The 24,902-nt window shown below is 53.0% G+C and carries 20 protein-coding genes; 9 read left to right on the plus strand and 11 right to left on the minus strand.

What is annotated here, in order from left to right; all coding sequences use genetic code 11:
- The 4 genes from RRB22_07555 to RRB22_07570 form a co-directional block, all read right to left on the minus strand.
- The coding region (locus RRB22_07555; GenBank protein ID MDT8384254.1) for a cytochrome C at positions 1-2,647 on the minus strand (2,647 nt) is incomplete at its 3' end.
- Between the two features lie 387 nt (positions 2,648-3,034).
- On the minus strand, positions 3,035-4,642 hold the full coding sequence (locus RRB22_07560; GenBank protein ID MDT8384255.1) for a cytochrome C: 1,608 nt from the start codon (positions 4,640-4,642) through the stop codon (positions 3,035-3,037).
- 72 nt (positions 4,643-4,714) lie between these two features.
- Positions 4,715-5,800, minus strand: a complete 1,086-nt coding sequence (locus tag RRB22_07565) for a hypothetical protein (GenBank protein MDT8384256.1) — start codon at positions 5,798-5,800, stop codon at positions 4,715-4,717.
- Positions 5,801-5,900: 100 nt separating this feature from the next.
- Positions 5,901-6,605, minus strand: coding sequence for a hypothetical protein (locus tag RRB22_07570; protein ID MDT8384257.1), 705 nt, complete (start codon positions 6,603-6,605; stop codon positions 5,901-5,903).
- Positions 6,606-6,937: 332 nt separating this feature from the next.
- On the opposite strand from RRB22_07570, the gene RRB22_07575 reads away from it, so the two are divergent.
- On the plus strand, positions 6,938-8,305 hold the full coding sequence (locus tag RRB22_07575; GenBank protein ID MDT8384258.1) for an NAD(P)-binding domain-containing protein: 1,368 nt from the start codon (positions 6,938-6,940) through the stop codon (positions 8,303-8,305).
- Between the two features lie 35 nt (positions 8,306-8,340).
- On the opposite strand, the gene RRB22_07580 is transcribed toward RRB22_07575, so the two are convergent.
- Positions 8,341-9,801: a tetratricopeptide repeat protein gene (locus tag RRB22_07580; GenBank protein ID MDT8384259.1), complete on the minus strand. Its 1,461-nt coding sequence runs from the start codon at positions 9,799-9,801 to the stop codon at positions 8,341-8,343.
- A gap of 389 nt (positions 9,802-10,190) precedes the next feature.
- Here RRB22_07580 and RRB22_07585 point away from each other — a divergent pair, with 389 nt between their 5' ends.
- Positions 10,191-11,234: an ankyrin repeat domain-containing protein gene (locus RRB22_07585; GenBank protein ID MDT8384260.1), complete on the plus strand. Its 1,044-nt coding sequence runs from the start codon at positions 10,191-10,193 to the stop codon at positions 11,232-11,234.
- Between the two features lie 28 nt (positions 11,235-11,262).
- On the opposite strand, the gene RRB22_07590 is transcribed toward RRB22_07585, so the two are convergent.
- Both RRB22_07590 and RRB22_07595 read right to left on the minus strand, forming a co-directional pair.
- On the minus strand, positions 11,263-12,180 hold the full coding sequence (locus RRB22_07590; protein ID MDT8384261.1) for a hypothetical protein: 918 nt from the start codon (positions 12,178-12,180) through the stop codon (positions 11,263-11,265).
- Between the two features lie 104 nt (positions 12,181-12,284).
- A complete protein-coding gene (locus RRB22_07595; protein ID MDT8384262.1) occupies positions 12,285-13,520 on the minus strand; it encodes an outer membrane protein transport protein in 1,236 nt (411 codons plus the stop codon).
- Positions 13,521-13,835: 315 nt separating this feature from the next.
- On the opposite strand from RRB22_07595, the gene RRB22_07600 reads away from it, so the two are divergent.
- Positions 13,836-15,035: an outer membrane protein transport protein gene (locus RRB22_07600; GenBank protein ID MDT8384263.1), complete on the plus strand. Its 1,200-nt coding sequence runs from the start codon at positions 13,836-13,838 to the stop codon at positions 15,033-15,035.
- Between the two features lie 89 nt (positions 15,036-15,124).
- Here RRB22_07600 and RRB22_07605 read toward each other — a convergent pair whose 3' ends face one another.
- Positions 15,125-15,592 (minus strand): DsrE/DsrF/DrsH-like family protein, encoded by a 468-nt coding sequence (locus tag RRB22_07605; protein ID MDT8384264.1) that lies wholly within the window; start codon positions 15,590-15,592, stop codon positions 15,125-15,127.
- 53 nt (positions 15,593-15,645) lie between these two features.
- Positions 15,646-15,876: a sulfurtransferase TusA family protein gene (locus tag RRB22_07610; GenBank protein MDT8384265.1), complete on the minus strand. Its 231-nt coding sequence runs from the start codon at positions 15,874-15,876 to the stop codon at positions 15,646-15,648.
- A gap of 347 nt (positions 15,877-16,223) precedes the next feature.
- On the opposite strand from RRB22_07610, the gene RRB22_07615 reads away from it, so the two are divergent.
- The 6 genes from RRB22_07615 to soxB all read left to right on the plus strand — a co-directional run bounded on the left by RRB22_07615 (position 16,224) and on the right by soxB (position 22,149).
- Positions 16,224-17,696, plus strand: a complete 1,473-nt coding sequence (locus RRB22_07615; GenBank protein ID MDT8384266.1) for a M48 family metalloprotease — start codon at positions 16,224-16,226, stop codon at positions 17,694-17,696.
- 230 nt (positions 17,697-17,926) lie between these two features.
- Positions 17,927-18,322 (plus strand): sulfur oxidation c-type cytochrome SoxX, encoded by a 396-nt coding sequence (soxX, locus tag RRB22_07620; protein MDT8384267.1) that lies wholly within the window; start codon positions 17,927-17,929, stop codon positions 18,320-18,322.
- A gap of 50 nt (positions 18,323-18,372) precedes the next feature.
- The gene (soxY, locus tag RRB22_07625) at positions 18,373-18,834 is read left to right on the plus strand and encodes a thiosulfate oxidation carrier protein SoxY (protein ID MDT8384268.1); all 462 of its coding nucleotides are present in this window, start codon (positions 18,373-18,375) and stop codon (positions 18,832-18,834) included.
- Positions 18,835-18,878: 44 nt separating this feature from the next.
- Complete coding sequence (gene soxZ, locus RRB22_07630) at positions 18,879-19,196, plus strand: thiosulfate oxidation carrier complex protein SoxZ (GenBank protein MDT8384269.1); 318 nt, start codon at positions 18,879-18,881, stop codon at positions 19,194-19,196.
- A gap of 68 nt (positions 19,197-19,264) precedes the next feature.
- Positions 19,265-20,098: a sulfur oxidation c-type cytochrome SoxA gene (soxA, locus tag RRB22_07635; protein MDT8384270.1), complete on the plus strand. Its 834-nt coding sequence runs from the start codon at positions 19,265-19,267 to the stop codon at positions 20,096-20,098.
- Between the two features lie 326 nt (positions 20,099-20,424).
- Positions 20,425-22,149, plus strand: a complete 1,725-nt coding sequence (gene soxB / locus RRB22_07640; protein MDT8384271.1) for a thiosulfohydrolase SoxB — start codon at positions 20,425-20,427, stop codon at positions 22,147-22,149.
- A 199-nt stretch (positions 22,150-22,348) separates the two neighbouring features.
- On the opposite strand, the gene lptG is transcribed toward soxB, so the two are convergent.
- Both lptG and lptF read right to left on the minus strand, forming a co-directional pair.
- A complete protein-coding gene (gene lptG, locus RRB22_07645; protein ID MDT8384272.1) occupies positions 22,349-23,419 on the minus strand; it encodes an LPS export ABC transporter permease LptG in 1,071 nt (356 codons plus the stop codon).
- The gene (gene lptF / locus RRB22_07650) at positions 23,419-24,537 is read right to left on the minus strand and encodes an LPS export ABC transporter permease LptF (protein MDT8384273.1); all 1,119 of its coding nucleotides are present in this window, start codon (positions 24,535-24,537) and stop codon (positions 23,419-23,421) included. The genes lptG and lptF overlap by 1 nt, the downstream gene beginning before the upstream one ends.
- Positions 24,538-24,902 lie beyond the last annotated feature (365 nt).

The raw sequence follows: 24,902 nt of genomic DNA on the forward strand, positions 1-24,902 counted from the left end.
CCACCAGCGGGTTGACCGGCACCCAGGCTGTGTCCACATGACAGGCCTCGCAGATGTCGGTGCTGGTGATATGCGTCGCGGACTTACCGGTGGCGATCACGCCATCGTGACAGGAGTCACAGCTGCCAATGACCTGGCTATGATCCACCAGCGGGTTGACCGGCACCCAGGCTGTGTCCACATGACAGGCCTCGCAGATACCGGTGCTGTTGATATGCGTGGCGGACTTACCGGTGGCGATCACGCCATCGTGACATGAGTCACAGCTGCCGATGACCTGGCTGTGATCCACTAGTGGGTTGACCGGCACCCAGGCGGTGCTCACGTGGCAGGCCTCGCAAATATCAGTGCTGTTGATGTGCGTGGCCGTCTTGCCGGTGGCAGTGGTGCCGTTGTGACAGGTGATGCAGGTCTCACTGGTATTGGAGTGATCAAACGAGGCCACCTGCCAGTCGACCGTGCTGTGGCAGGTATTACACGTCTCCGTGGTGGGAATATGGGTGGCGGACTTACCGATGGCGATCACGCCGTCGTGGCAAGACTCACAGCTACCGATGACCTGGCTGTGATCCACCAACGGATTGACCGGCACCCAGCCCGTATCCACATGGCAGGCCTCGCAGACATCCGTGCTATTAATGTGCGTCGCCGTCTTACCGGTGGCAAAAGTGCCAGTGTGACAAGTGATGCAGGTCTCGGCGGTCGTCGTGTGATCAAACACCGGCACCAGCCAGTCCGTGGTGCTGTGGCAGGTATCACACGCGGCCGTGGTAGGGATGTGATTGACGCCCTTAGCGGTAGAAATCACCCCGTCGTGGCAGGACTCACAGGCCCCCAGCACCTGGGCGTGATCCACGCTGGTCGCAGGCACCCAGGCCGTGTCCACATGACAGGCCTCGCAGATATCGGTGGTAGTGATGTGCGTGGCGGTCTTGCCGGTGGCAGAAGCGCCGTTGTGACAACTGATACAGGTCTCGGCGGTCGTCGCGTGATCAAACACCGGCACCAGCCAGTCCGTGGTGCTGTGGCAGGTATCACACGCGGCCGCGGTGGGAATGTGATTGACGCCCTTGCCGGTGGAGATCACCCCATCGTGGCAGGACGCGCAGGCCCCCAGCACCTGGGCATGATCCACCAGCGGATTGACCGGCACCCAGCCCGTGTTCACATGACAGGCCTCGCACAGATCAGTGGTATCGATATGGCTGGCCGATTTACCAGAGGCACGAACGGCATCGTGACAGGTCACACAGGTCTCGGTAACGCCGGTGTGATCAAAGGCGCTCACCTGCCAGTCGGTGGTGGTATGGCAAATGTCACAGGCTTCCGTCGTGGGGATGTGATTGACGCCTTTGCCCGTTGAGACCGCACCGTTATGGCAGGACTCGCAGGTGCCCACCACGATGCTGTGATCCACCGTATCGACCTGCGTCCACGCCGTTGTATTGTGGCAAGCCTCACAGGCGTTGGTGGCAATGGAGATGTGTTCGGCACTGATGCCCGAGGCCAGGCTACCGTCATGACAGGTGACACAGACATCGATGCTCGTGGTCGAATGATCAAACGGTGAAACGACCCAGTCTGTCGTGCTGTGGCAGGTATTACAGATCGCCGTGGTGGGAATATGGTTGCCGCCCTTACCGGTGGCAATCACCCCGTCATGACAGGAATCACAGCTACCGATGACCTGACTGTGATCCACCGTGGTGACGGGCACCCAGGCGCTATTCACATGGCAGGCATCACACTGATTGCTGGCGGCAATGTGGGTCGCGCCCACGCCGCTGGCGATCACGCCATCGTGACAGACGGCGCAGGCCTCCGCAGTGGTACTGTGATCAAAGCTGCTCACTGTCCAGTTATCGACAACATGGCAGGTACTGCAGGTCAGTACCGTCGGCAGATGGTTCGCGCCCTTACCAATGGCAATCACGCCGTCATGACAGGACTCACAGGTGCCGAGGACCTGGGTGTGGTCGACCGTGGTCACCGGCACCCATGCACTGCTGGTATGGCAACTCTCACAAACCGCCGTGGTAGTGATATGGGTGGGATTCTTGCCCGTCGCAAAGCTGCCGTTATGACAGGTCGCACAGTCCTGCTCGACCACCTGCGCATGATCAAACGCCGCCACCACCCAGGTCGTGGTGACATGACAGACATCACACGCCAGAGCGGTGGGTACGGGGATATGGGTCGGTGAGACGCCGGTTGCAGTTACGCCATCATGACAGGACGCACACAGCGCATCGCCAATGGTGCTGTGATCCATCACCGCAGAAACCGCAAAACCCTCCGCGGTATGGCAGGCATCGCAAGAGGCCGTGATGGGGATATGTGTGGGCGAAAAGCCAATCGCCACTACACCGTCGTGGCAGGCCTCGCATTGCGTAGGCAAGACTTCAAAGACACCACCGATGTGGCAGGCCTCACAGTCGATAACGTCATGCTGCCCCTCTAACGGAAAGCCGGTGACCAGATGATCGAACGTCGTAACATCCGGCACCTCGGTCGCCGCATGGGCCGACGGGACGATGTCTGAAGCAAGGAAGATAAAGGGAAAAACGGCAAACAGCAGGCCCAGCAGGGACGCAAACCGGGCGGCCCGCCTGATCCAATCTATCCCTGCCCCCTTAACAGCGACCATCCTGATTCTGCCCATCCTTATTGCATTCTTATTGCTTATTTACCGAGCGACACTACCGCCCGGAGGCTCATTACACGGCCCTTTCTACCCGTTGCCGCCAGCTTCCAGAAGCGGATAATCACAGCCCTAATCTGCAATTATCTATCTATAACCTGAATCCGTGGCTTAATCGCGAACCCAGGTAAAACATCATCGAGTTAGACATAACCATGCCAGAGGCATGCGTGACGCCACCCGGTTAATATTTGAGCATAACCATAGGTTAATCGCTTTTCGTAATATCTCAACTGATTTTTTGTGATAAGGACTTGGCGGGATGACGGGAAAACAACCAATAACATGGTCATAAATGCGTCAATCTGGGAAGTTACAGCAATAACACGCGGACTACTTAATGGTGATCGCCTTAAACGATTTAGTGATATGGCAGGTTTCACACTGTTTGCCCAGACGGCCGAGATGTACATCGTCCTTTTGATGACAGCTGAAACAGTTTTTGGGCAGGTCGAATTTATCCTCTACAGGATCCCGATGACAGGCATGACAGTCCATCCCGTCGTGTTTGCCATCAAGCGGATACTCAGTTTGCTTGTTGTGGTCAAACTCCCACGCCATCCATTGCGAGGGTCGATGGCATAGCTGACATTGCGAACCCAGCTTTTTTTCATGCGTATCATCTTTTTCATGACACGAAATACAGGTCACTTTGGCGGCCTTGTATTTATTGGAGGCGTGACAGTCCTCACAGGTCAGAAATATGTGGGATTCATGTAACGGAAACTTGGTCAGCTGATGATCAAAAACCACCTGCTCGGTCCAACCCTCCTCGTTATGACAGGTCTGACACTTCTCCCCGACCTGCCCTTCATGGGAATCATCCAGGCGATGGCATTCGGTACAGGTATTCGGCGTTTTTTCAACAAACAACACTTCACGGTGACACACCGCACAGGTCAAATCCTTGTGTTTTCCTTTTAGTGGAAAAGTCGTGTCATTTTTATGATCGAACTCAACCTTTACCCAGGATTTTTCCACATGACAGACATCACAACGCTTGCCATAACGCTTGAAGTGCGCGTCATCATTTTCATGGCAGCCAAAACAGGTCGTTTCAACCTCGTCCTTGAACATATGTTTCTGATGGCAATCTTTACACAGCAGTCTTGCGTGCCCACCCTTCAGTTCAAACCCGGCATCTTTTTCATGATCAAACGGAATCTGTGACCAACGCTCGTCAGTATGGCAATCATGGCAACGAATACCGCGATCCCCTTTATGCACATCATCCAGAAAATGGCAGAAATAACAGTTGCGTGGCGTGTCATCGTAACGCTCGTTCACATGACAGTTGTAACAGGCCGCTTCACGATGCGCGTTCTTCAGTTCAAACTTGGTACGGGAATGGTCGAAATATGCCGGCAGCCAATCGCTCTCCACATGACAGTTTTCACACTTTTTCCCCATCCGTTTTTTATGCTGATCATCCGCCGCATGACAATCGTGACAGACACGCTCTGGCAGTCGATACACGCCCGCCTTTTTATGACAGACAGCACAGTCTGCCGACTGGTGCGCGCCAGCCAGCTTGAATTCAGTATCGTTATGATTAAATAAGTCGGTATCAAGCTGAACAATATCGGCATCCCGCCCAAGATGATCGGAATGACAGGAACGACATTCCCGATCATTGATATTCGCAATCTTGCCGTGAAACCCGCGCTTCTTTTTGAGGTCATTTGCAACCTCTTTGTGACACTCCATGCACTGTTTATTCTGTTGCATGCGATCAAACCCCGCATGGCACTTGTCACATTTTTTCTCCACAAGCGCGTGTTTTTTGATGACCTCTCCGGGCATCACCAGAAATTCCATGCGCTCGATGGGACTTGGCGCCGCAAGCGCTGACACTGACAGCAAACTGCCAATAAAGAGGACGACAAACAGGACAGCAATGCCCAGCAGCCTGCCGGACCGGGGATGGCGGGGCTGTCTCACACCCAGGCTCGTTTGCACATCATGACGATCATTGAGAGATTGTAAAACAGGGGTGATCGCATTAAGAAATCGTTAGTACCAGTGCACAGAAAACACATGCACACCGCCCGAAATGAACAGAATAAACAGCAGCGGTATATGAAAGATTCGCCAGCCGACCAGCAGACGTTCATAAAAATGAAACTTCCCGATCTGCACCAAGGCATTGATGTAGTCCCGCAAAATGCGCTTTTCCTTCGCCAGTTCAGCACGGTACGTGGTTTTATCCCAGCCTTCCTGCAAGGCACGTTTTTTCAGTAACTGCGAGATCTGCTGGACACCCTCAAGATAACATTTTGCCGATCTGGCACGTAATGCAAGAAATCGTCCCGGCATGTGAAACAGTGACTGCGGCATATTCACCACCGACACGGCCAGTGCCGTCAACGATTTTTCAATCCTGTCAAAACCACCGTCCTTGAATTTTTGCATGGTACTCGCCAGCCGCTCTTCGGTATCGCGGATCTGGAGCAAACGTTCATGCACCATGTAACCAATTCGGGTATAGATGTAGCGTCCAAAAATGCCGCTGGCTATCACGCACAGCATCGCAATAAAGGCCACCGAGCTATTGAGCGCCTTCATGGTAAAAGAACTGTGAAAGATGATCAGCACCGGACCAAGAACACCCGCAGTAAGATGGGCGTAGTACCACGAATTCATATCACCCAGCTTGCCCATAAAGCGCAGGCGTTTGCGCAAGGCATACATCAGGGTGAGCAACATCAATACGCCACCGGTGAGCCCCATGTTATAGATCAGGTCACTATCAGAATGAAAATAACGCGGATCCCAGACAGCCCACGCTGCAAGAACCAGGATGGTAATTAGTATTAACACGGTCAACACATAACGCGATTCCTGCTTTGACCGCTCGTTATTCGCGCTGGCGACAAAAGAGGGGTACCGATCCGACAACATTTTAACCGCCGAAAAAGAGGGCGTTGTGGATAAGTCCTTTGCTTCTGCGGGGTTTACAGCGGGTGTTGCGGAAGGCTTTCTTGCGTCGATTTTGGGGGGCGCATCGCTGGGAGTGGTCAACTCAGCACCGGCACCAAAAGATGGTTCCTTGTCCGCATTCACGGCCTCTAGCTTTTGCTGCCCAGGAAAATTAACCATGATCACAACAACCCCATACCTACGTTTTGAATCCAGTATCTATATCGGCCAAAAACGGCATAGTTTGATTTTCGCTCATCGAACAAGCCCAACCCTGACATCAGGCGTCCGGTGATACCGTGTTCATATCCGCGATACGTTTTTCGATTTGTGGACGGCGGTTATCCCTGGCCGGCATGCTCTCCAGCGCCTGCTGCCAGCTCTTGAGTGCGGCGTCATGATCGCCCAGGCGGATAAAGGCATCGCCGAGATACATCGCCACCAGATATTGCTGAATTTTATCATTAAGCTTCAGGGCATCCAATAAGGTCTTTGCCTCATTAAGCTCAGCCTCGTTTTGCCGGGAGCTGAGTATTGATGCCAGAACCAGCTGTGCACGGTCATGCTCCGGCGCCTGCACCCGGGCTGCGCGCGCTTCGGCCAGCGCCTTATCGCCAAGGCCCAATTCATTATAGGTTTGCGCCAACAACAGACGGTTACTGATATTGGCGGGATCCGTCTTGACCTTGTCCTCTAACCGACCCAGCAGGCTGCTCAGGTCCGGTGCCTGAGCCGTTGCTGCGGCTGGGCCCGTGGCGGCAGCGGGTGCTGCAAATTGCCGCACGATTTTCGGTAATTCTCCCCCCAACCTGGGCTTGCCGGCCATTGGGACACTATTCGCTGCCGCAGGTGAACCGATGCCTGGGGACCCATTTGCGGACTGACGTGAGGGCTCCGTCATCACCACAACCATGATCACTATGCCGATGATCAATAAAATCGTGCCCGGATGTCGTATCCATGCCGTAAAAGATAGCGTGCTCATAATGTCTCCTAATCCTTTTTATATACCCGTAGTTACTGATCGATCCTGAAACAGACCACTGGCAGCGAGAAAAGACCCACAATACCGGCATACCTCGTTCCAGCTCGAATGCCTCGCCCCCCTTATCTCCCAGCCCCCACGGTTTGTCAACGCCATCATCTTATTTGCCTTTTCCTTAGAAAATGCGATATGTTTGCGGCACAAGTGCTTGATTTTAATTAGCTGGCGGGTCGCCCCGACCTACTGCGATTAGGGTAATACGAGCCACAAAATGGAATTTCCTTCAAGCCCATGAAAACCTGTTATTTTTATGGCCGGATAGACGAATAATTATGGAATCGCAGTCTGGTTTTTTTGCCGACATCCTTTACCTGCTGTCGGTGGTGGGTGCCGATGACGCCTATAAAATACTCACCTTTCTCATTCCCATTACGCTCGCATGGCTAATCTACAAGCGGGCCAAATCGCGCCGTGATCAGCGTAGCCAGGAGATCCTGCTCGCCAGCAAGCAGGCGGGTTTTACCCAACCTCCCGTTTCACTGCACCCCGTTATCGACCACAATCTCTGCCTGGGCTGTGGGACCTGTGTCGATGCCTGCCCGGAGGGAAAGGTGCTTGGCATCATTCGCGAAAAGGCACACCTCGTCGATCCCAGTCACTGTATTGGCCATGGCGCCTGCAAAACATCCTGTCCCCCCAATGCGATTACCCTTGTGCTCGGCAATGAAAAACAGGGGGTCGACATTCCGGTATTGAACCCCAACTTTGAGACCAACGTGCCCGGCCTGTTTGTAGCGGGTGAACTCGGCGGCATGGGGCTGATTCGCAATGCCATCGAGCAGGGACGTCAGGCGATGGAAAGTGTGCGCAAGATCATCGGCAACTCCCAGGCCAACGTACCCTACGATGTCGTCATTATCGGCGCGGGGCCTGCAGGCTTTTCCGCCAGCCTTGATGCACACCAACATAAGTTGAAGTACGTCACCCTGGAACAGGAGACACTCGGCGGCACCGTCGCGCATTTTCCCCGGGGAAAGGTTGTGCTAACCGCCCCCGTATTACTGCCCATGATCGGTCAGGTAAAATTTTCCACCACCACCAAGGAAAAACTGATCGATTTCTGGAAAAGTGCAGAACAACGTACCGGCGTACGCATCAATTACCAGGAACGTATGGACGGCATTGAAAAAACCAGTGACGGCTATATCGTCAAAACCTACAAAGACACCTATCACACAAAAACCGTATTGCTCAGCATTGGCCGTCGCGGTACACCGCGCAAATTGGGTGTGCCGGGCGAAGACCAAAACAAGGTGGTCTACCGATTGGATGATGCCGCGCAATACCGCAACCAGCACGTACTCGTCGTGGGAGGCGGCAATAGCGCCCTGGAGGCCGCCGTCGCCATCGCCCAGGAGCCCGGCACCACGGTTAGCCTGTCCTATCGCAGTAAAAACTTCGGCAAGGCCAACCCAAAGGTCGTCGATCAGGTCAGCACCGAGGAAAAAAATGGCCGCCTGAACCTGCTCTTATCAACAACCGTGAAACATCTTGGTGAAAAAACCGTCACCATCAACACCGAAGATGGTGAAATCGAGATTGCAAACGATGCGGTGATTGTCTGCGCCGGCGGGATTCTACCCACTCCCATGCTGAAAGAGCTGGGCATCGAAATCGAAACCAAGTTCGGAACGTTTTAGGCAACCAGGACAGCAACCCATACAGCAAGCCAGGTTCAAATCTCCTGGATCTCTTCTTCCCGCTCACCACTTTTACGCTTGCGGAATCCTCCGCGAAAAAAGACCAGCCAGAGCACGACACCTATCAACAGGGCAATCACCCCCGGATGCGCCAGCCAAACCGGCAGGGAAAACTTTTCCAGCAGTGCTTCCAGTGCATTACTCTTGGTGACCCGATCGACGGTTGTCGTGGGTTCCGACATCAGGTCTACCAGCACCGCGTCCGTCTCCTTAAAACCTAAACTACTTGCGCGTTGATACCATTTAATCGCCTCATTGCGATCGGGCTCCACACCCCAGCCATATTGATACAACTTCCCCAGATGAAAAGAAGATTTTGCATCGCCGCCCAGGGCGCGCTCAAGATACCAACTGGCCGAAAGCGATACCGTGGCCGACTCCAGCCCATTTCGCATACCCTCAACCAGTTTTTGGGCCACGGGGTGCTGGTGTTTGGCGGCCTTGGTTAACCACTGTTTTCCCTGTACCTCATCTTGAGCTACCCCCACACCATACAGCAGCGCAATACCCAGGCGGTATTCTGCATCGGCATAGTCCTGCAGCGCAGACTTTCTGTACCATTCCATAGCCTGCCGTTTATCAACGGGCAGTTTAATACCCAGCTCATACATTCGACCGAGATTGTACTGGGCGCTCGCCAGCCCCTTTTCTGCCTGCAAACGAATCGTCGCAACGCTGCCGCGTGCCAGGGTACGGTTTTCCTCCAACGAGGCATCGCCGATAAAACCCGGTACCACATTTTTAATGCGCTCCGCCTCAGCCGGCACAGAAAACTCGGGTTTAAGCGAACCGTCCGCCAATCGTTGCAGCCGCCTCTCACGCATGGTGCTCTCTTGTTTTAGTTTTTCGGCCCGGGCATCCTGTTGTCTGGCATCGCTTACCATACGTTCCAGCTCTACCAGCGCCCGCTTTTCGTCCTTCAGGTATACGTCGCGCACGCGTTTGATCGTGGCCGCCGGCACCAGGGCATTCGGTACCTCATCAGAAAACACCTTTTTGTAAATCGCATTGGCTAATGCATTATTCTGTTTTGCCGCCTCGCGAATCCATTTCTGTCCCCTGATCTCACTCTGCTGGGTACCAATCCCCAGGTAATACAACATACCCAAACGGATTTGTGCATTGGCATGCCCTTGATTCGCGGCCTCGCGGTACCAGCGAACCGCCTTTTTATAGTCGACCGGAACACTCCACCCCGTTTCACACATCATACCGAGATTGAACTGCGCCTCCACATCACCCTGCTCTGCCATTTCTTTATATAATGCAAAGGCGGCGGGGATCGGCGTAGTTTCGTTTTGCGTAGAACCATCACCAACGACGAGAGCTGGCAACAATAATATCGACACAAGAAATGCACGGCAAAGGCTGGCTTTGCCTGGAAAGGACAGTCTTCCAGTCGATAATGTCGGTATTCTCAAGGCAGGACTTCGCATAGATATTCATTCACAAACAACAAGATGGGCTTTATCAATCTGACACAAAACAATCTGGCACAAAACAATGACAACTGCATATTAAGGTTTTCGATTAAAGCCAGCTGCAGTATGCTTTCATAGTATAAAGCTGCCAGACCGGGCTCACAACAGACTGTGCACAGACTGTGCACAGACTGTGCACAGACTGTGCATAATGCGCCGATAGGTAGATACTGAGAACGAATACCATAGGATTCGGCAAGATGTTAGACATTCACACACACAACAGGCTTCGGGCGATTTCTGCCATAAACCTGAATCCGAGGTTAAGCCATGGATCCAGGTTAAACATCCCGTTTATTGTCGGCCCGCTGCTGATTATTTTACTGCTGCTTTCAACGCCCGCAATGTCCGCCACAAAATCCGACGACACCCACCTCTACGGCAGCTGGACGGAGCTCATGTACGCTGCCTGGCGCGGCCAGGCCTCGGCGGTTATCGAACGACTCCAGCAACCCCACAACATCAACGCAACCGATGAGGATGGGCGCACTGCACTGATTTACGCCGCCTGGAGTGGCGACAAGGATGTGGTGCAGGCCATTTTGCAACACAATGCCGCCATCAACCATCGCGACACAGCAGGCCTGTCCGCCCTCGCATGGGCCGCACGGCGCGGGCGACTTGAGGCACTACGAGTGCTGCATGAGCGTGGCGCACAGATGGATGCTCACGATAACGATGGACGCACCCCACTTGCATGGGCAACCCTCATGCGCCACCAGGCGGAGGTGCGTTACCTTCTGGAAAATAGCGCCAACCCCAATATAAAATCCCATGATGGCCGCACCGCGTTAAGTATCGCCGCCAGTCTCGGTTATCAGGACATTGCCCAATTATTATTAAAATATGGCGCAGCCATCAATGCCAGTGACAAACAGGGCCACACCGTTTTGTGGTATGCCGCCAATAGCGGACACCTCGTTGTTTGCAAGCTGCTGGTAAAAAATGGTGCCGACATTGATGCCGCCGACAATTCCGGACAGACACCGTTGATGCGTGCCATCAAGGGTGACTATCAGGAACTGGCCCTGTGGTTAATCAATCGCGGCGCAAATCTCAAACAAGTCAGCAGCAAAGGAAACACTGCCATGCATTTTGCCGCCATGCGTGGCAACTATCCTGTATTGCAGGCGCTACTGGATGCCGGGGCGGAAGTGGACGCGGCAAATAAAACCGGTAATAACGCCTTACAACTGGCCGTAAAAGGGGGATTCCCAAAAACGACCGACCTGCTATTACAGAACAATGCCGACATCACTCACGCGAACCTGCTGGGCGATAACGCCGTTGATATCGCCACCAACGAAAATCACAAAAACATCTCTGCGCTGCTAAAAACCTACGCCGAATCCAGAAAGGGTTTGCTGGATCGACTGCTGATCAAGTAACCCAGTCAGCAGCCGTTACCAAGCCGGCTTATAGGTCATCCTCATACGTGACCTTTTTCGAGCCGGCCGCAAGCATCAATGCCTCTTCAATCGCATCGGGCGCGCACATGATCTTGAAGAAACTGTTTGCACCCATCATCTTCAAATCCGGAAAGTTGATCGCGATACGAAAACGGGCATACAGCGCATAGACCTTGTTCCCGGAAACCAGCATCTCATAGGGCAAATGGGCCGTTGAGCGTACCGGCTTAAAATCAATATAGCCCATGACGAACTTGTCAGCACTGCAACCCTCGGACATATGCACACCGAACACGGATTCATCTTTACCGGGCACATCAATACGGTAGACCTTTGAAACACCACCTTTGCCGGCCGCCAGTGATTTTTCCACCATCGACATCGCTTCATCATGGGATTTATATTCTGCCAGCAGGCTCGGCTCGTCAAAATATTCCATGCCAAACATATAGTGGTATTTGCGAATATCCTCCGGTTTCATGCCGTCGGCCGGACCATACTGCTGCATGGCGCCCAGCGCAGTCTTCAGCTTATCCGCCGTCCCCTGCAGGTCGGCCTCCATGCGGTAGGCATGGCTCATATAAACCGGATTGGTGTAGGCTACCTGCACCTCATCGCCCACCTTGGTGATCGACACACGCTGTCCCGCCGCGTAGCCTCCAAACTCGGATTTTGCCGCTGCGGTTTTCAGCGCCTCCGAGGTCACAATCAGGATATGCGCGGTGTCGTACGGCGAGTATTCTCCCGCCAGTTCAAACCCTGCCGCCGTCAGCCTGGCTTTTACATCCTCCGCCACAGTGACAACATCACCTGTCCCGGCGGATGCCAGCACGAAGGGCTTCAGCAATTCTGCTGCCTGTAAAATACCGGCCGTACCCAGCAACAAAGCCGCTACCATCACATCACGAAATCTTCGAATAAACATTTCGGTAATCTCCATAAACATAATCAATAAACATTCAGGCAAAGAAAAAGGGACATGTAATACATGCCCCTTTTATCTTGACTCATATCATACGACCGGGCGTATTACAGATCCCAACCGTAGGCGATACCGATGGCGTTTTGTGACATCTTGATATCTGCTTCGCCACCACCAAATGCAGCGGGGATTGAACCGGAACCCTTAACCTCATTTTCCAAGGCATGCATATACATCAGCGTCAATTCCGATTTATTCGCCAAGGTCCAGGTAGCGCCGAAGGTCAAATGATCTTCCACCACCCCGGGGGCAAGGATATTAAATAGAGTCTCCGACGAGGGAATCGGCTGTTCGCCATGATTCCAGCCTGCTCGAAGCACCAGATCACTCTGATACTTCCATGACACGCCCAGTTTATAGACCGTCATGTCTTCCCAACCAAAACCGGCACCATTATCTGTGCCCAGTGCAGGGGGAACCACCAGGGGATTGTTAATTGAGGCTACACCACTGTAATAAATCTTGGTCACGTCAAAGGCGACAGTCACATCAGGATTTACCTCGGCAGCAATGCCCAGGCCCAGCGTAGCCGGGATATCAAAGTCGCCCTGTTCCGCAAACAAGCCGGCGTAATCGTCGAACTCGCTCATATCCGCCTTGGTCGTGTAGGAGACACCAGCGGTCAGCATGGGTGTAAGTTTTCCTGTCCAACCAAGGCCAAGGCTGAAGCCTGTCGAAGTATCATAACCCGTGCTCGATGGGATACCGAAACCTTCCAAACCTTCGGCCTTAAAGCGTTGGTAGATTGCATTCAGCGTCACACCCACCGAGTGATCCTGATTGAGTTTCATTGCGAAAGTCGGCGAGATATAAAGTTGCGCGAGATCGATTCCCGGCTTTTCGCCACTACCGCCACTAAATATAGAAAATTCATTATCGTAGTCGGTGTTCATACCACCACGACCGACAACGGTCAGCGCAAAGGCCATGTCATTTCCCAGATCCCGGTTGTAACCAAACTCGGGGATGGGAAACATGGCCGTTTCATTACCGTCATAGGTACCATTTGCTCCAGGAGCACCAGCACCCGAAACCGTTGATTCACGATCAGGCATAAACAGGTTCAAACCAAAATCGATACGATTGCCTACCAGTGCCGCTGAGGCGGGATTCGTCGCAGAGGCCAGCGAGTCCTGAGCCATGGCGATGCCGGCACCGGCCATGCCCATGGACTTCATACCAATACCGTGGCCAAAATAACCATTGGTCGCCATCGCCGCCATCGGCGCACACATCGCTGCCGTTACCGCTACTGCCAGTAGATTCTTGGTTGCTCGTTTCATTTACCGCCTCCGTTATATGATTACTGCGAATCTTGTTATAGACGTTCCCACACAAATTCTCCGCCCATATTGTGAGCGCGTTGACTCCCTGTCAACAAAGAATACAGAGGAATATAGACGAATTATTAAATAAGCGTATAAACAATTTATTAGTTAGCATTTTCTGAATATTAGCCTGTTCTTATATTTTCCATAAAAACGACTCCATTCCACCCATTTTTACTGACATACTGCAGCATCGCCGTGCTTTTTTTGTGATTTAATAGCCGCGAATCTTAACGGCTATTTTTTGACGAACACGGAGTCCGCATTCTCATGTCTGACAAAACCCGCATTTTGCAAGCTGGCACATTCCTGTGCTGTAGTGTGTTGAGCCTTTCTGCCATGGCCTCCGGTTTTCGATTACCCGAAATATCCATTGCCGGCACGTCGCTTTCCGGCGCGGTGGTTGCCAACCCCGATTTACCTGGCGCATTGCCCTACAACCCCGCGACGATGGCGGTACAGAAAGGGGGGCTGCTGCTGGCGGGCGTGGTGATCGTGCAACCGGACATCAGCGTCAACCCCGAGTCCGGAACCGCCTCAGACAGTCAGGGCAAAGACAGCATTGCAGTGCCCAATCTGTTTGTGACAAACCCCATCAACAGCAACTGGTCCTGGGGGCTGGGCATCAATGCGCCGTTTGGACTGGAGACCAAATGGCCAGACGAGACCTTCGCCGCCTTTGCCGGCGGAGCAGATCCGCTTGAGCCCGAACACAGCAAGCTGGAGATGCTTAACCTGAATCCCAACCTTGCCTATCGCCTCGATGCCCAGACCAGCATCGCCTTTGGGCTGGATAATTATCGTGTTCTGGATCTGGTCTTCAACACCCAGGCGATTCGCATCTCTGGTGACGGTCAGGATTACGGCTGGAACATCGGCCTGCTGCATACGCAAAAAGACTGGAGCCTGGGGCTCGCGTACCGCTCCAGAGTGAAGGTCACTATTGAGGGTGAGGTCGATGCCACCGCCGTGGGTTCAACAAAATCGGACGCGGAGGCAAGCATCGAATTCCCCAGCCTGTTACAGATCGGCGCCCGCTACAAGGTCGACGACAAACTGGCGGTCGAGTTTGATGTGGAAAAGACCGGCTGGAGCAGCTTTGATACGGTTGAAATCCATCACAGCAGTCCCGGCATTCCCAACCCCATCAATGGCGACAATAACTGGGATGACGCCCTGGCATACCGGGTGGGCGCCACTTACGAACTGTCTCCCGCCAATCAACTGCGGGCCGGCTATGCCTATGATGAGACGCCGAGCAATGACACCTACTTCTCTGCCCGAGTACCCGGCAATGACCGTCAAACGCTCAGCCTTGGGCTAGCCCACAACCGTGCCGACTGGACTATCGAGCTTTCCTATCTGTACGTCAGGGCCGATGACCGAAAGGTCGATGCATCAACACCCTTTGACGGTAACTACAAGCTGTCAGCACACCTGTTTGGCCTAGGGATCAGCACGCCGTTTTAAACAACGTGTGGCTATTGAGCGGCAAAAAAAAGGGTGACCCCTTTGGGCCACCCTTTTTTATATCTATTTTATATCTACCTAGAGCGAGATCAGATAAACAAACAAATATCCGATTCACCCGCAAATTCGAAGAAGGTCGCAGCGCCACCGTATTCGATACCATCAATGAAATCGCTGGTGCTGAATTCAAACAGATCCACTGTCATCTGACAGGCGATCAATTTCACTTCTGCCTCAACACAAAGATCACGCAATTCTTCAAGACTTGCCACGCCTTTGGATTTCATCTTCTGCTTCATCATTACCGTCATCATCGACTGCATGCCCGGCAGCGCCTGCATCAGCACCGGCATGGGCATGGGCATGGGCATACCGGGATTGCCCAACGATGTGACTTTCATATCCATCTTTTTGCGCAACAGTTGCAGGCCGTAAAAGGTACAGAATATCTGTACTTCGTAACCCAGCGCTGCTGCTGTGGAGGCCAGGATGAAGGGCGGGTATGCCCAATCCAACGAACCTTTGGTGGCAATAATTGCCAACTTTTTATCTGCCATCTTAAGCCTCCTCAAAAAATCACAACATCGCGAAGCAGGTCACCTGCCAATTATTAACCCTTTTTCATCAGGAAATGAAACTTGCCGCCTTCTTCACGTGACTCTGCTAATACATTACCGGTCTGCTTGGCAAACGCCTCGAAATCCTTCACGGCACCCGGGTCTGTGGCGATGATATGCAGCACCTGACCGGCGCTCATGCCACCCAGTGCCTTTTTCGCACGCAGGATAGGAAGTGGGCAGTTCAAGCCCGATGCGTCCAGTTCTTGATCAAAGTTTGCCATTATTCGCTCCTTACAATTTAAATGGAGAGTGGGCACACCACCCTTTATTAGAATTCAACTGTGAACTTATATTGCACTATACACCAAAAATCAACCCAAACTTCTTTTATACGCCAAGTGCCTATCAGTATAACGGCTATGCTAACGGTACTGTGCCGACTCCCCTTCGCGCAAGCTGTCGCGCCAAAACCGAACTTTCACTGAAAGACATCTGTCTCAATGGCGTCCGTCCACGTGCACCACACCACCGGTAAACGACATTGTTCGTCTCAGAGACAAAACGTTACACTCCCTGCGACCCTTATCAATCCAGATTCTTCAGCCAAGAAATCCGTCCACCCACCAGAATGCGCCAACTGCCTCAACTGCTGTTCACCACCCTGCTCACTGGCTGCCTGCTTATCCCCGCCGGCATACAGGCCGATAGCCTGTCGGCCCAATTACCCGATATCGGCAAAGTCGGTAGCAGCGTGCTCTCTCCCCGCGCCGAACAACAGCTGGGACAGGAATTTATGCGCAGCGTGCGCGGCAGCCTCAAATTACTCGATGACCGTCCCACAACCGCGTATCTACAGGGGTTGGCAGACCGGCTAGCCTCATCACTGCAGGGCGAGCATGCGCCGATTACGGTGTTTTTGGTGGATGACCCGAGCATCAACGCCTTTGCAGGTCCGGGCGGCTTCATTGGCATTCATACCGGCTTACTGCTCTCCGCGCAGACCGAAGATGAACTTGCCTCTGTCATGGCACACGAGATTGCGCACGTCACGCAGCGACATCTGGTGCGCGCCTTTCAGGACAATCAGCGTATGAGCCTGCCCACCATGGGGGCATTAATCGCGGCCATGGTGCTGGGTGGCACCAATCCACAGGTCGGAGAGGCGGTGCTGGCAAGCGCCGTCGCCAATAGTGCTCAACAGCAGCTCACCCACTCCCGCGGCAGCGAGCAGGAGGCCGATAATATTGGGCTGGAGATGCTGGTCAATGCCAATTTCAGCCCCTACGCCATGGTGGATTTTTTTGAAACACTTCAGAACAAACAACAGCTTACAGAGTTTTCGGCGCCGGAATTCCTGCGTACCCATCCACTGACCGTGGGCCGGATTGCGGATGCCCGAAATCGTGCCGCCCAATTCGGCCCCCAGGCATTCGGTGACAGCGCCTATTTCTCGCTGATCCAGGCCCGCACCGCCGCCTTAACCCAAAGGCCCTGGCCGACACGGCACGGCTCTGCGGCGGCCAAAACCCATAGCCCTCACCACCCGCTCGCCCCCCAATACTTTCAGGCGCTGAGCGACGCTGGACAAGGAAACTTCGACACTGCGCGGGAGGCACTCAGCCAGTTAGTAAAGACAAACGAACATCCCGTACTGTTTCGTTACAGCGCGGCCCAGCTCGATCTCACTGCAAATCAACCCCAAAAGGCCCATGACCTCCTAAAGCAGAGCCTGGCGCTGTTTCCCGGCAATTTGCCGCTCATTGAACTCTTTGCGGAGTCTCTATTGCGCCTCCAGCAGCCCGAGCCCGCCTTACGTCTGCTCAAATCCACCCTGCGCAAATACCCTGAGCAATTTCACCTCTTTCGGCCCTACGCCCAGGCGGCGAATGCTCTTGGCCTGGAATCTGAGGCCTATCGGGCACTTGCAGAGCTGCAGTACGCGCAGGGGAACCTTCACCAGGCCGTGGATTATCTGGAAAAGGCCCTTAGAACACCCAATCTGGCGACCTATGACCGGCTGTCACTGCAGGCCCGCCAGGACATGCTGAAAGCTGAGGTTAGCCTCCAGGAACTTTCGATTGCGCAAGAGCCGGGGAATTGAAATTATCCATGGAATTTGTGACTGATACGGTTTTTTTTCATCTTAACGGTTGTGCAATTTTGCCATTCTGTTATAAAAGTTTACCGTTCAGTGTGTGTTCAGCACATCAACCGACTTAAAGACGATTTCCTGTAGATGGCGGCACCCTGCAAATAGTGGTTTTTAAGATAAGAGTTGCTGGACGCGTTAAGGTAACGCAACGAAAGAAAGTAACAGTAATAATAACTTAAATGTTGAAGGAGGAAGCAGCGATGCGGAAATCCGCGAGAAGTACCCTAGCGGCGGCCGGCGCCCTGATGATTGCAATGGGAAGCCTGTCATTAACCCTGAATGTAGCAAGTGCTGCGGAAGCATCAGCCATCGAAGAAGGCAAAACGATCGCTTTTGACCGCAAAAAAGGTAACTGCCTGGCATGCCACAAAATAGCTGGCGGCTCTCTGGAAGGCAACATTGGCCCTGCACTGGTCAATATGAAGGCTCGTTATCCTGACAAGGCCAAGCTGCGGGCACAAATTTTTGATCCCACAGTTGCCAACCCCAATACAATTATGCCTCCTTATGGCAAGCATAAAATTATTAGCGGAAGCGAACTGGATAAGGTTGTAGAATTCATCTACTCCCTGTAATCCGAAAATTGAAACATCATTTATAAAAGCTAGAAGGAGACATCACCATCATGAAACGTAGAACCTTCCTCAAAGGCACAGTAGCCGGTGGCATGCTGGGTATCGCCGCAAGCGCTGGTTTGTTGGCACCGCGTATGGTGCTTGCTGCGTGGCCTGAATCTGCTTTTGCAGCCAAAACCATTGACGATGCCCTGAATGCATTGTTCAGCGACACCAGCCACTCAGAAAGCAGCGACATCGAAATCAAGGCCCCCGACATTGCCGAGAATGGCGCCGTGGTACCAATCACCGTATCCACCGGCATGGCCGCAGAAACCATCAGTGTCTTGATCCAGGAAAACCCCTCCCCTCTGGCATGTAGCTTCGCCCTGGGCGGCAGCACACAGGGATTTGTCTCCACTCGCGTAAAAATGGGTAAAACCTCTGATCTGATTGCCGTTGTCAAGTCTGGCGGCAAGCTGCACAGCGCGAAAAAAACCGTCAAAGTCACTATCGGTGGTTGCGGCGGTTAATCCCTCGCACACACACCGTTATTAACAGATAGAGGAAAAAGATAATGGCCAGTAAGAATATTCGTATCCGTGCCAAAATGAGCGGCGACGTGGCGGAGGTCAAAGCCCTGATGAGCCACCCCATGGAAACAGGGTTACGCAAAGACAGCAAGACCGGTGAAAAAATCCCCGCGCACTTCATTAATGAAGTCGTTTGTGAGCACAAGGGAAACAAAATCCTGGTGGCATCCTGGGGCGTGGCAGTATCCAAGAATCCCTACCTATCATTCAAATTTAAGGGTGGTGCCAAAGGCGAAACCGTTAAAGTTAGCTGGACTGATAACAAGGGCGAAAGTGCTACAGACGAAGCCACAATCGACTAACGTAAAATATAAGCTGCTGCAGGTTGTATTTGACCGCAGCAGCACTGAAGGATGGAGGAGGAGTAATGATGAAAAAACTGCTTTTGATCACTGCAGCGATAAGCGTCCTTGGCGCCCCGCTGGTCAGTCAAGCCAGTCCTGAGGAGGACTTAAAGGCATTCAGGGGTTACTTCATGGAGCGTTTTCCAAACGTCCCACTGGAAGACTTCGCTAATGGCGTTTATGCCGTCGACCCTGCTTCCCGTGAACAATGGGAAGCAATCGAGGAATTTCCGCCCTACGAAATTGCCATTGCAGAAGGTGAAGAGATGTTCAACACGCCTTTCAAAAATGGCAAAACCTATGCCAGCTGCTTCCGCAATGGTGGTATCGGGGTAAGAGGTGACTACCCCCGCTACGATACGGAAAAAGGCCAAGTCGAGACTCTCGAATCGGCGATCAATGAGTGCCGCACCAAGAATGGCGAAAAGCCTCTGGAACTGAAAAAAGGCAAAATCGCCTCTCTGTCAGCCTACATGGCCTACACCACTCGTGGACAAACTATTGACATCAAGATCCCACACGATCAGCGTGCAGTAGATGCCTATGAAGACGGCAAGCATCATTTCTATGCGCGTCGTGGCCAGCTGAATATGGCGTGTGCGCATTGCCACGTAGACAATGCAGGCAACAAGATTCGTGCGGACATCCTGTCACCGGCGCTGGGACACCTGTCCCACTTCCCGGTTTACCGTTCCAAGTGGGGTGGTCTGGGTACCTCTCACCGACGCTTTGGCGGTTGCAATGAGCAGGTACGTGCCGCGCCCTTCAAGGCTCAAAGCACGGAATACCGCAACCTGGAATACTTCCTTACTTATATGAGTAACGGTATTCCCTGGAATGGACCTGGCGCACGTAAATAACGTCACCCGGCATTTCCAATTTAAGGCCCGACAGGTTCACTTGTCGGGCCTTTTCTTTTTTCGGCATAAATGTATTCGGACTATTCAGAAATTAATATTGTTTATTCCTGAAATTTTCGGCATTGCCTTCGGCAGCTACCCCTTTAGTAGTAAGTGCTAAACTTGGTTTTAGTGTAGTATATGGCCCAATTAACTGTGCCCTGTCTCCACGGTTAGCGAGCATAAAACCTGCCAGGAACCGTAAACTGCTAAATCCGAGATCGGCTAATTTGCCAAAAACCCAGAATTAAAATATACGTAGAACTTAAAGTCCCAGGAGCTTTTGAATGAACATCTCTCGTCGAGAATTTTTACAAATGCTTGCTATTGCGAGCGCCGCCGGAATCCAGTTGCCAGGACAGGCCGCAACGAAAGGACGCGTATCAGAAGAAAAGATGTATGACCTGCCAAGCTTTGGTAATGTGTCACTACTGCACTTCACCGACTGTCACGCACAACTGATGCCCATCTGGTTCCGCGAACCCAATATTAATATTGGCATCGGCAGCATGAAATCAAAGGCACCCCACCTGGTCGGCAATTATTTCCTGGCCCGCTACGGGATCGATCCGAATACTCCACAAGCACATGCCTTTACCTATCTAAATTTTGTTGAGGCCGCAAAGAAATACGGCAAGGTCGGTGGCTTCGCACATCTGGCAACTTTGGTGAAACACATCCGGGCGCAACGTCCCGGCTCATTATTATTAGATGGCGGAGACACCTGGCAGGGTTCGGCCACTTCGCTCTGGACAAATGGGCAGGACATGGTCGATGCCACCAAGCTGCTGGGCGTCGATGCCATGACCGGGCACTGGGAGTTCACTTTTGGCCACGAACGCGTCAAGGAAATCATCGAAAAAGATCTCGAAGGCAATATGGATTTTGTCGCCCAGAATGTTATCGACAATCAGTGGGAAGAAGACGTCTTCAAACCGTATGTTATAAAAGAAATCAACGGTGTCCCTACCGCCATTATCGGCCAGGCCTTCCCCTACACCCCTATCGCCAATCCTCGTTACATGGTGCCGGACTGGAGTTTTGGCATCCGTGAAGAAAAGATGCAAAAGACCGTTGAGAATGCGCGCGCGGCTGGGGCACAAGTCGTTATCGTCCTCTCGCATAACGGCATGGATGTCGATCTGAAGATGGCCAGCCGCGTACAGGGCATTGATGCCATCATGGGTGGCCATACACACGATGCCGTACCCGAGGCCGTTAAAATCAAAAACCCTGGCGGCATCACGCTGGTGATCAACTCTGGCTCAAATGGAAAATTCCTCAGCGTACTGGACTTCGATGTACGCAATGGCAAAGTGCGCGATTTCCGCTTTAATCTGCTGCCGGTGTTCTCGAATTATCTGGAACCCGACGCGGCCATGACTGCGCATATCGAAAAGGTTCGCAAACCCTTCCAGCGCGAACTGAATGAAAAGCTCGGCGTGGCCGACGAGCTGCTTTATCGCCGGGGCAATTTCAATGGCACCTTCGATCAATTGATCCTGGATGCTCTACTGGAGGCACAGGATGCCGATATCGCATTCTCTCCCGGCTTCCGCTGGGGAGTCAGCATACCCACGGGCGAAGACATCACCTTCGAACACGTAATGACACAAACGGCCATCACCTATCCCACGGTCACTCTCAATAAAGCCACCGGCGAGACGGTCAAACTGATCCTGGAAGATGTTGCCGACAACCTCTTCAACACCGACCCCTATTACCAGCAAGGTGGCGACATGGTGCGTGTCGGTGGACTGAAGTTCGCTATCGACCCCACCAAAACGATTGGCAATCGCATCTCCGACATGGAGCTCAAGGGCAAGCCATTGGATGCCAATAAGGAATACCGCGTCGCCGGCTGGGCCAGTGTTGAGGCTCCCCGCGAAGGTCGTCCGATCTGGGATGTCGTTGCCGATTACCTTCGTCGACAGGAGACAGTGAAGGTTGGCGAACTCAATGTGCCGAAAATCAAGGGCATCAGCAACAATCCAGGACTCGCGGATCTGTAATAGCAATCGGCTAGATCCGTAAAACTAAGGCATTAACATCCGGCGAACATCATTGCCGGATGTTAATGCCTTTTTCCATGTTGGGCGTCGTCTGGGTAGATGTGGTGATGGGTTATTTTAATCTCGCTTTTTAGAGCCGGAATCAGAACCGAAACCCAGGACCGATTGGCCGACTAAGAAACCAGCTTCCGCTATCCGGTCAGTAGACCCGACGCAACATTAGATAGGCCATTACAAATGCCACCACTGCCGGGGCCAATGCGCTGAATATTGGATTTAATGCAAACACCAACCCCATATAGGCAAACATCTGGTTCAATATATAAAAACCAATACCGGCTAATGTTCCCACCAGAATCCGGTGACCAATTCCCACTGAGCGCAGGGGGCCGAAAACGAAGGGGATGGACAGGAAAACCATTACGGCGGTTATTATCGGCGCAACAATTTTTCCCCAGAGCGCCTGCTGATAAATCCCTGCATCAAGACCATTATCTTTAAGATAGGCAACATACTGATACAAACCAACGATCGATAAGGTATTCGGTTTCACCGTCACCACATTCAGCAAATCCGGGCTAAGATTTGTTTGCCAGGGCGACTCCGCGACACGTGCCGATGTCACCATCGACTCACCGATATCACTACTCACCACACGCTGCAGTATCCAGCTGCCATTACGATATACCGCTGAATCAGCGCGCACCATTTTTGTCAGCCGATAGGCGGCATCGCGCTCAAAGATAAAGATTTTTCCCAGGCGCTCGCCTGGCAGAATGTCGCGCACATTCACAAAGCTATTGCCATCCCGCGCCCACAAACCATCCTGGCTGCGCAGGGTCAGTTTGTCAGACATCGCCACCGAACGCAGCGTTTGTGCATAGCGCTCTGCCGGCGGCGCTACCCCTTCCCCAATGACGAGGGTCAATACAACGAAGAGCAATCCAATCTTCATCACTGACACAATAATACGCGACAGCGAAACTCCGGCAGCCCGCATGACCACCAATTCGCTATTGCTCGCCAGGATTCCTAGGCCAATCGTTGTTCCCAGCAAGGCACATATCGGAAACAACTGATAGGCCAGACCGGGAATGGTTAACAGTACATATTGAAACGCCTGCCAGGTGCCGTAACGACCTTTCCCAATCTGTCCGGCCTCATCCATAAAGGCAAAAAAGGCAAACAGGGTCAACAACACCCCCATCACTATCAGGGTGCTGTAACCAACATGTCGTCCAATATAACGATCGAGAATTTGCATCGCCATTATGCAGCCGCTGCCTCACCTTTATTAGTGTCCCCGAACAGGCGGCGCCACACCCAGCGTGCCCCCCAGTGCCTTACCGCCAGCACGGCGACCAGGAGCATCAATGCCAGATGCACCCACCATATGCCCACACTCGGGGGAACAATCCCACGCTCCACCCAGGACATGGCAACACCGAGCGTGTTGTAGTAGGTCACAAAAATCAAAATCGCGACAAACAGCTTTGCGAAGCGTCCCTGCCGGGGCGAGGTGCGGCTCAATAGCACCGCCAGCACTGCCAGCAAGACCGTTGCCAGCGGCATCGCAAAACGCCACTGAAGTTCCGCCTGATCCGCCGGTCGTGACGAGCCCCATAAGGTATTGGTCGGAATCGCCCAGTGCGTACGACGCAACGGTGCTGCTTCCTGCACATCAAGACGTACGGCATTTTTCTCATATTGATGGATTTTGAAATCCACATCACCCGGGAGGCCCTGATAACGATAACCATCAACTAACACCAGATAATGCGCCCCGGTGACTGGATCAATGCTCTGGTACCCACTGCGGGCAGAAAAGATATCCAGCTGTCCCTCATCCGTTGTGGCCTGCACAAAGACATTGCGCAAGCGGGTGTGATCTGCGGACAGGCTCTCCACATAGAACACCTGACTGTCCTGACCCACCTTATTAAACTGCCCCTCTGCCACGGACTCAAAGGCGGTACCCGTCTGCGCCTGTTCGCGCACCTGCAAGGCCTTCTCATGCGCCCAGGGCGTGCCCCAGAACGACAAACCTGCCACCAGTATGCTGGCGATCATCGCAACGGAAATTACGGCAGCCAATACTCGTGTCGGACTCACACCACAGGCCGCCAGCGCCGTCATCTCACTGTCTTTATAGAGACGCCCAAACGCTAGCAAGACCGCCACGAACAATCCAAACGGCATCATCACACTGAGTGACGTAAGGGTGCGCAGCAGCAGCATTTCAAGCACGATATCGCCGGAAATCTTTCCGACCGAGGCGTCCGCCAGATAGGCCGCAAAATAGCGCCCCATAAAGATCAGCAGCAAAACCACCAATACCGCCAGCAGGGTCTGCAGGACCTCTTTTATCAAATAACGATAAATGACCACAATGTAATCCGATAAGCCCCTAAATTCAGCCCGTGAAATGCCAACCCGGATATTTCATAAACGCCTGCTGCGAGTCCGTAAGCCCATGAATCTGCGGCGTTGCGCTTGAAAAATGTGCTCAATGTACGTTAAGTACGCCTGCGCGCATTTTCCTACGCGCGCCTTGCATCTTCACGGTCTTACGGCCTCTCGCAACGCCGTTGATGAAATATCCGGGCTAAAGCAAAAAACGCTATATTACACCTTTCCCGCCACTGCATCGCGCGTGGGAATCGTGTATTGCTTCAAGTACACTTAGGCCCTGCCGCGAGAAGCCGTCGCCGCCTGAAACAATGATATTAAGAACAGATATACTGCCTTCACAA

Source organism: Gammaproteobacteria bacterium (genome assembly GCA_032250735.1).
GTDB lineage: Bacteria > Pseudomonadota > Gammaproteobacteria > SZUA-152 > SZUA-152 > SZUA-152.

Excerpts from the sequence above, each read along its gene's own strand:
- soxX (MDT8384267.1), top strand. The coding sequence starts at position 17,927 with ATGTTGAAGGAGGAAGCAGCGATGCGGAAATCCGCGAGAAGTACCCTA.
- RRB22_07610 (MDT8384265.1), bottom strand. The coding sequence starts at position 15,876 with ATGGCAAACTTTGATCAAGAACTGGACGCATCGGGCTTGAACTGCCCA.
- RRB22_07585 (MDT8384260.1), top strand. The coding sequence starts at position 10,191 with ATGTCCGCCACAAAATCCGACGACACCCACCTCTACGGCAGCTGGACG.
- RRB22_07590 (MDT8384261.1), bottom strand. The coding sequence starts at position 12,180 with ATGTTTATTCGAAGATTTCGTGATGTGATGGTAGCGGCTTTGTTGCTG.
- RRB22_07580 (MDT8384259.1), bottom strand. The coding sequence starts at position 9,801 with ATGCGAAGTCCTGCCTTGAGAATACCGACATTATCGACTGGAAGACTG.
- soxY (MDT8384268.1), top strand. The coding sequence starts at position 18,373 with ATGAAACGTAGAACCTTCCTCAAAGGCACAGTAGCCGGTGGCATGCTG.
- RRB22_07575 (MDT8384258.1), top strand. The coding sequence starts at position 6,938 with ATGGAATCGCAGTCTGGTTTTTTTGCCGACATCCTTTACCTGCTGTCG.
- soxB (MDT8384271.1), top strand. The coding sequence starts at position 20,425 with ATGAACATCTCTCGTCGAGAATTTTTACAAATGCTTGCTATTGCGAGC.
- soxZ (MDT8384269.1), top strand. The coding sequence starts at position 18,879 with ATGGCCAGTAAGAATATTCGTATCCGTGCCAAAATGAGCGGCGACGTG.
- RRB22_07570 (MDT8384257.1), bottom strand. The coding sequence starts at position 6,605 with ATGAGCACGCTATCTTTTACGGCATGGATACGACATCCGGGCACGATT.
- soxA (MDT8384270.1), top strand. The coding sequence starts at position 19,265 with ATGAAAAAACTGCTTTTGATCACTGCAGCGATAAGCGTCCTTGGCGCC.
- RRB22_07565 (MDT8384256.1), bottom strand. The coding sequence starts at position 5,800 with ATGGTTAATTTTCCTGGGCAGCAAAAGCTAGAGGCCGTGAATGCGGAC.
- RRB22_07600 (MDT8384263.1), top strand. The coding sequence starts at position 13,836 with ATGTCTGACAAAACCCGCATTTTGCAAGCTGGCACATTCCTGTGCTGT.
- RRB22_07615 (MDT8384266.1), top strand. The coding sequence starts at position 16,224 with ATGCGCCAACTGCCTCAACTGCTGTTCACCACCCTGCTCACTGGCTGC.
- RRB22_07595 (MDT8384262.1), bottom strand. The coding sequence starts at position 13,520 with ATGAAACGAGCAACCAAGAATCTACTGGCAGTAGCGGTAACGGCAGCG.
- lptG (MDT8384272.1), bottom strand. The coding sequence starts at position 23,419 with ATGGCGATGCAAATTCTCGATCGTTATATTGGACGACATGTTGGTTAC.
- RRB22_07605 (MDT8384264.1), bottom strand. The coding sequence starts at position 15,592 with ATGGCAGATAAAAAGTTGGCAATTATTGCCACCAAAGGTTCGTTGGAT.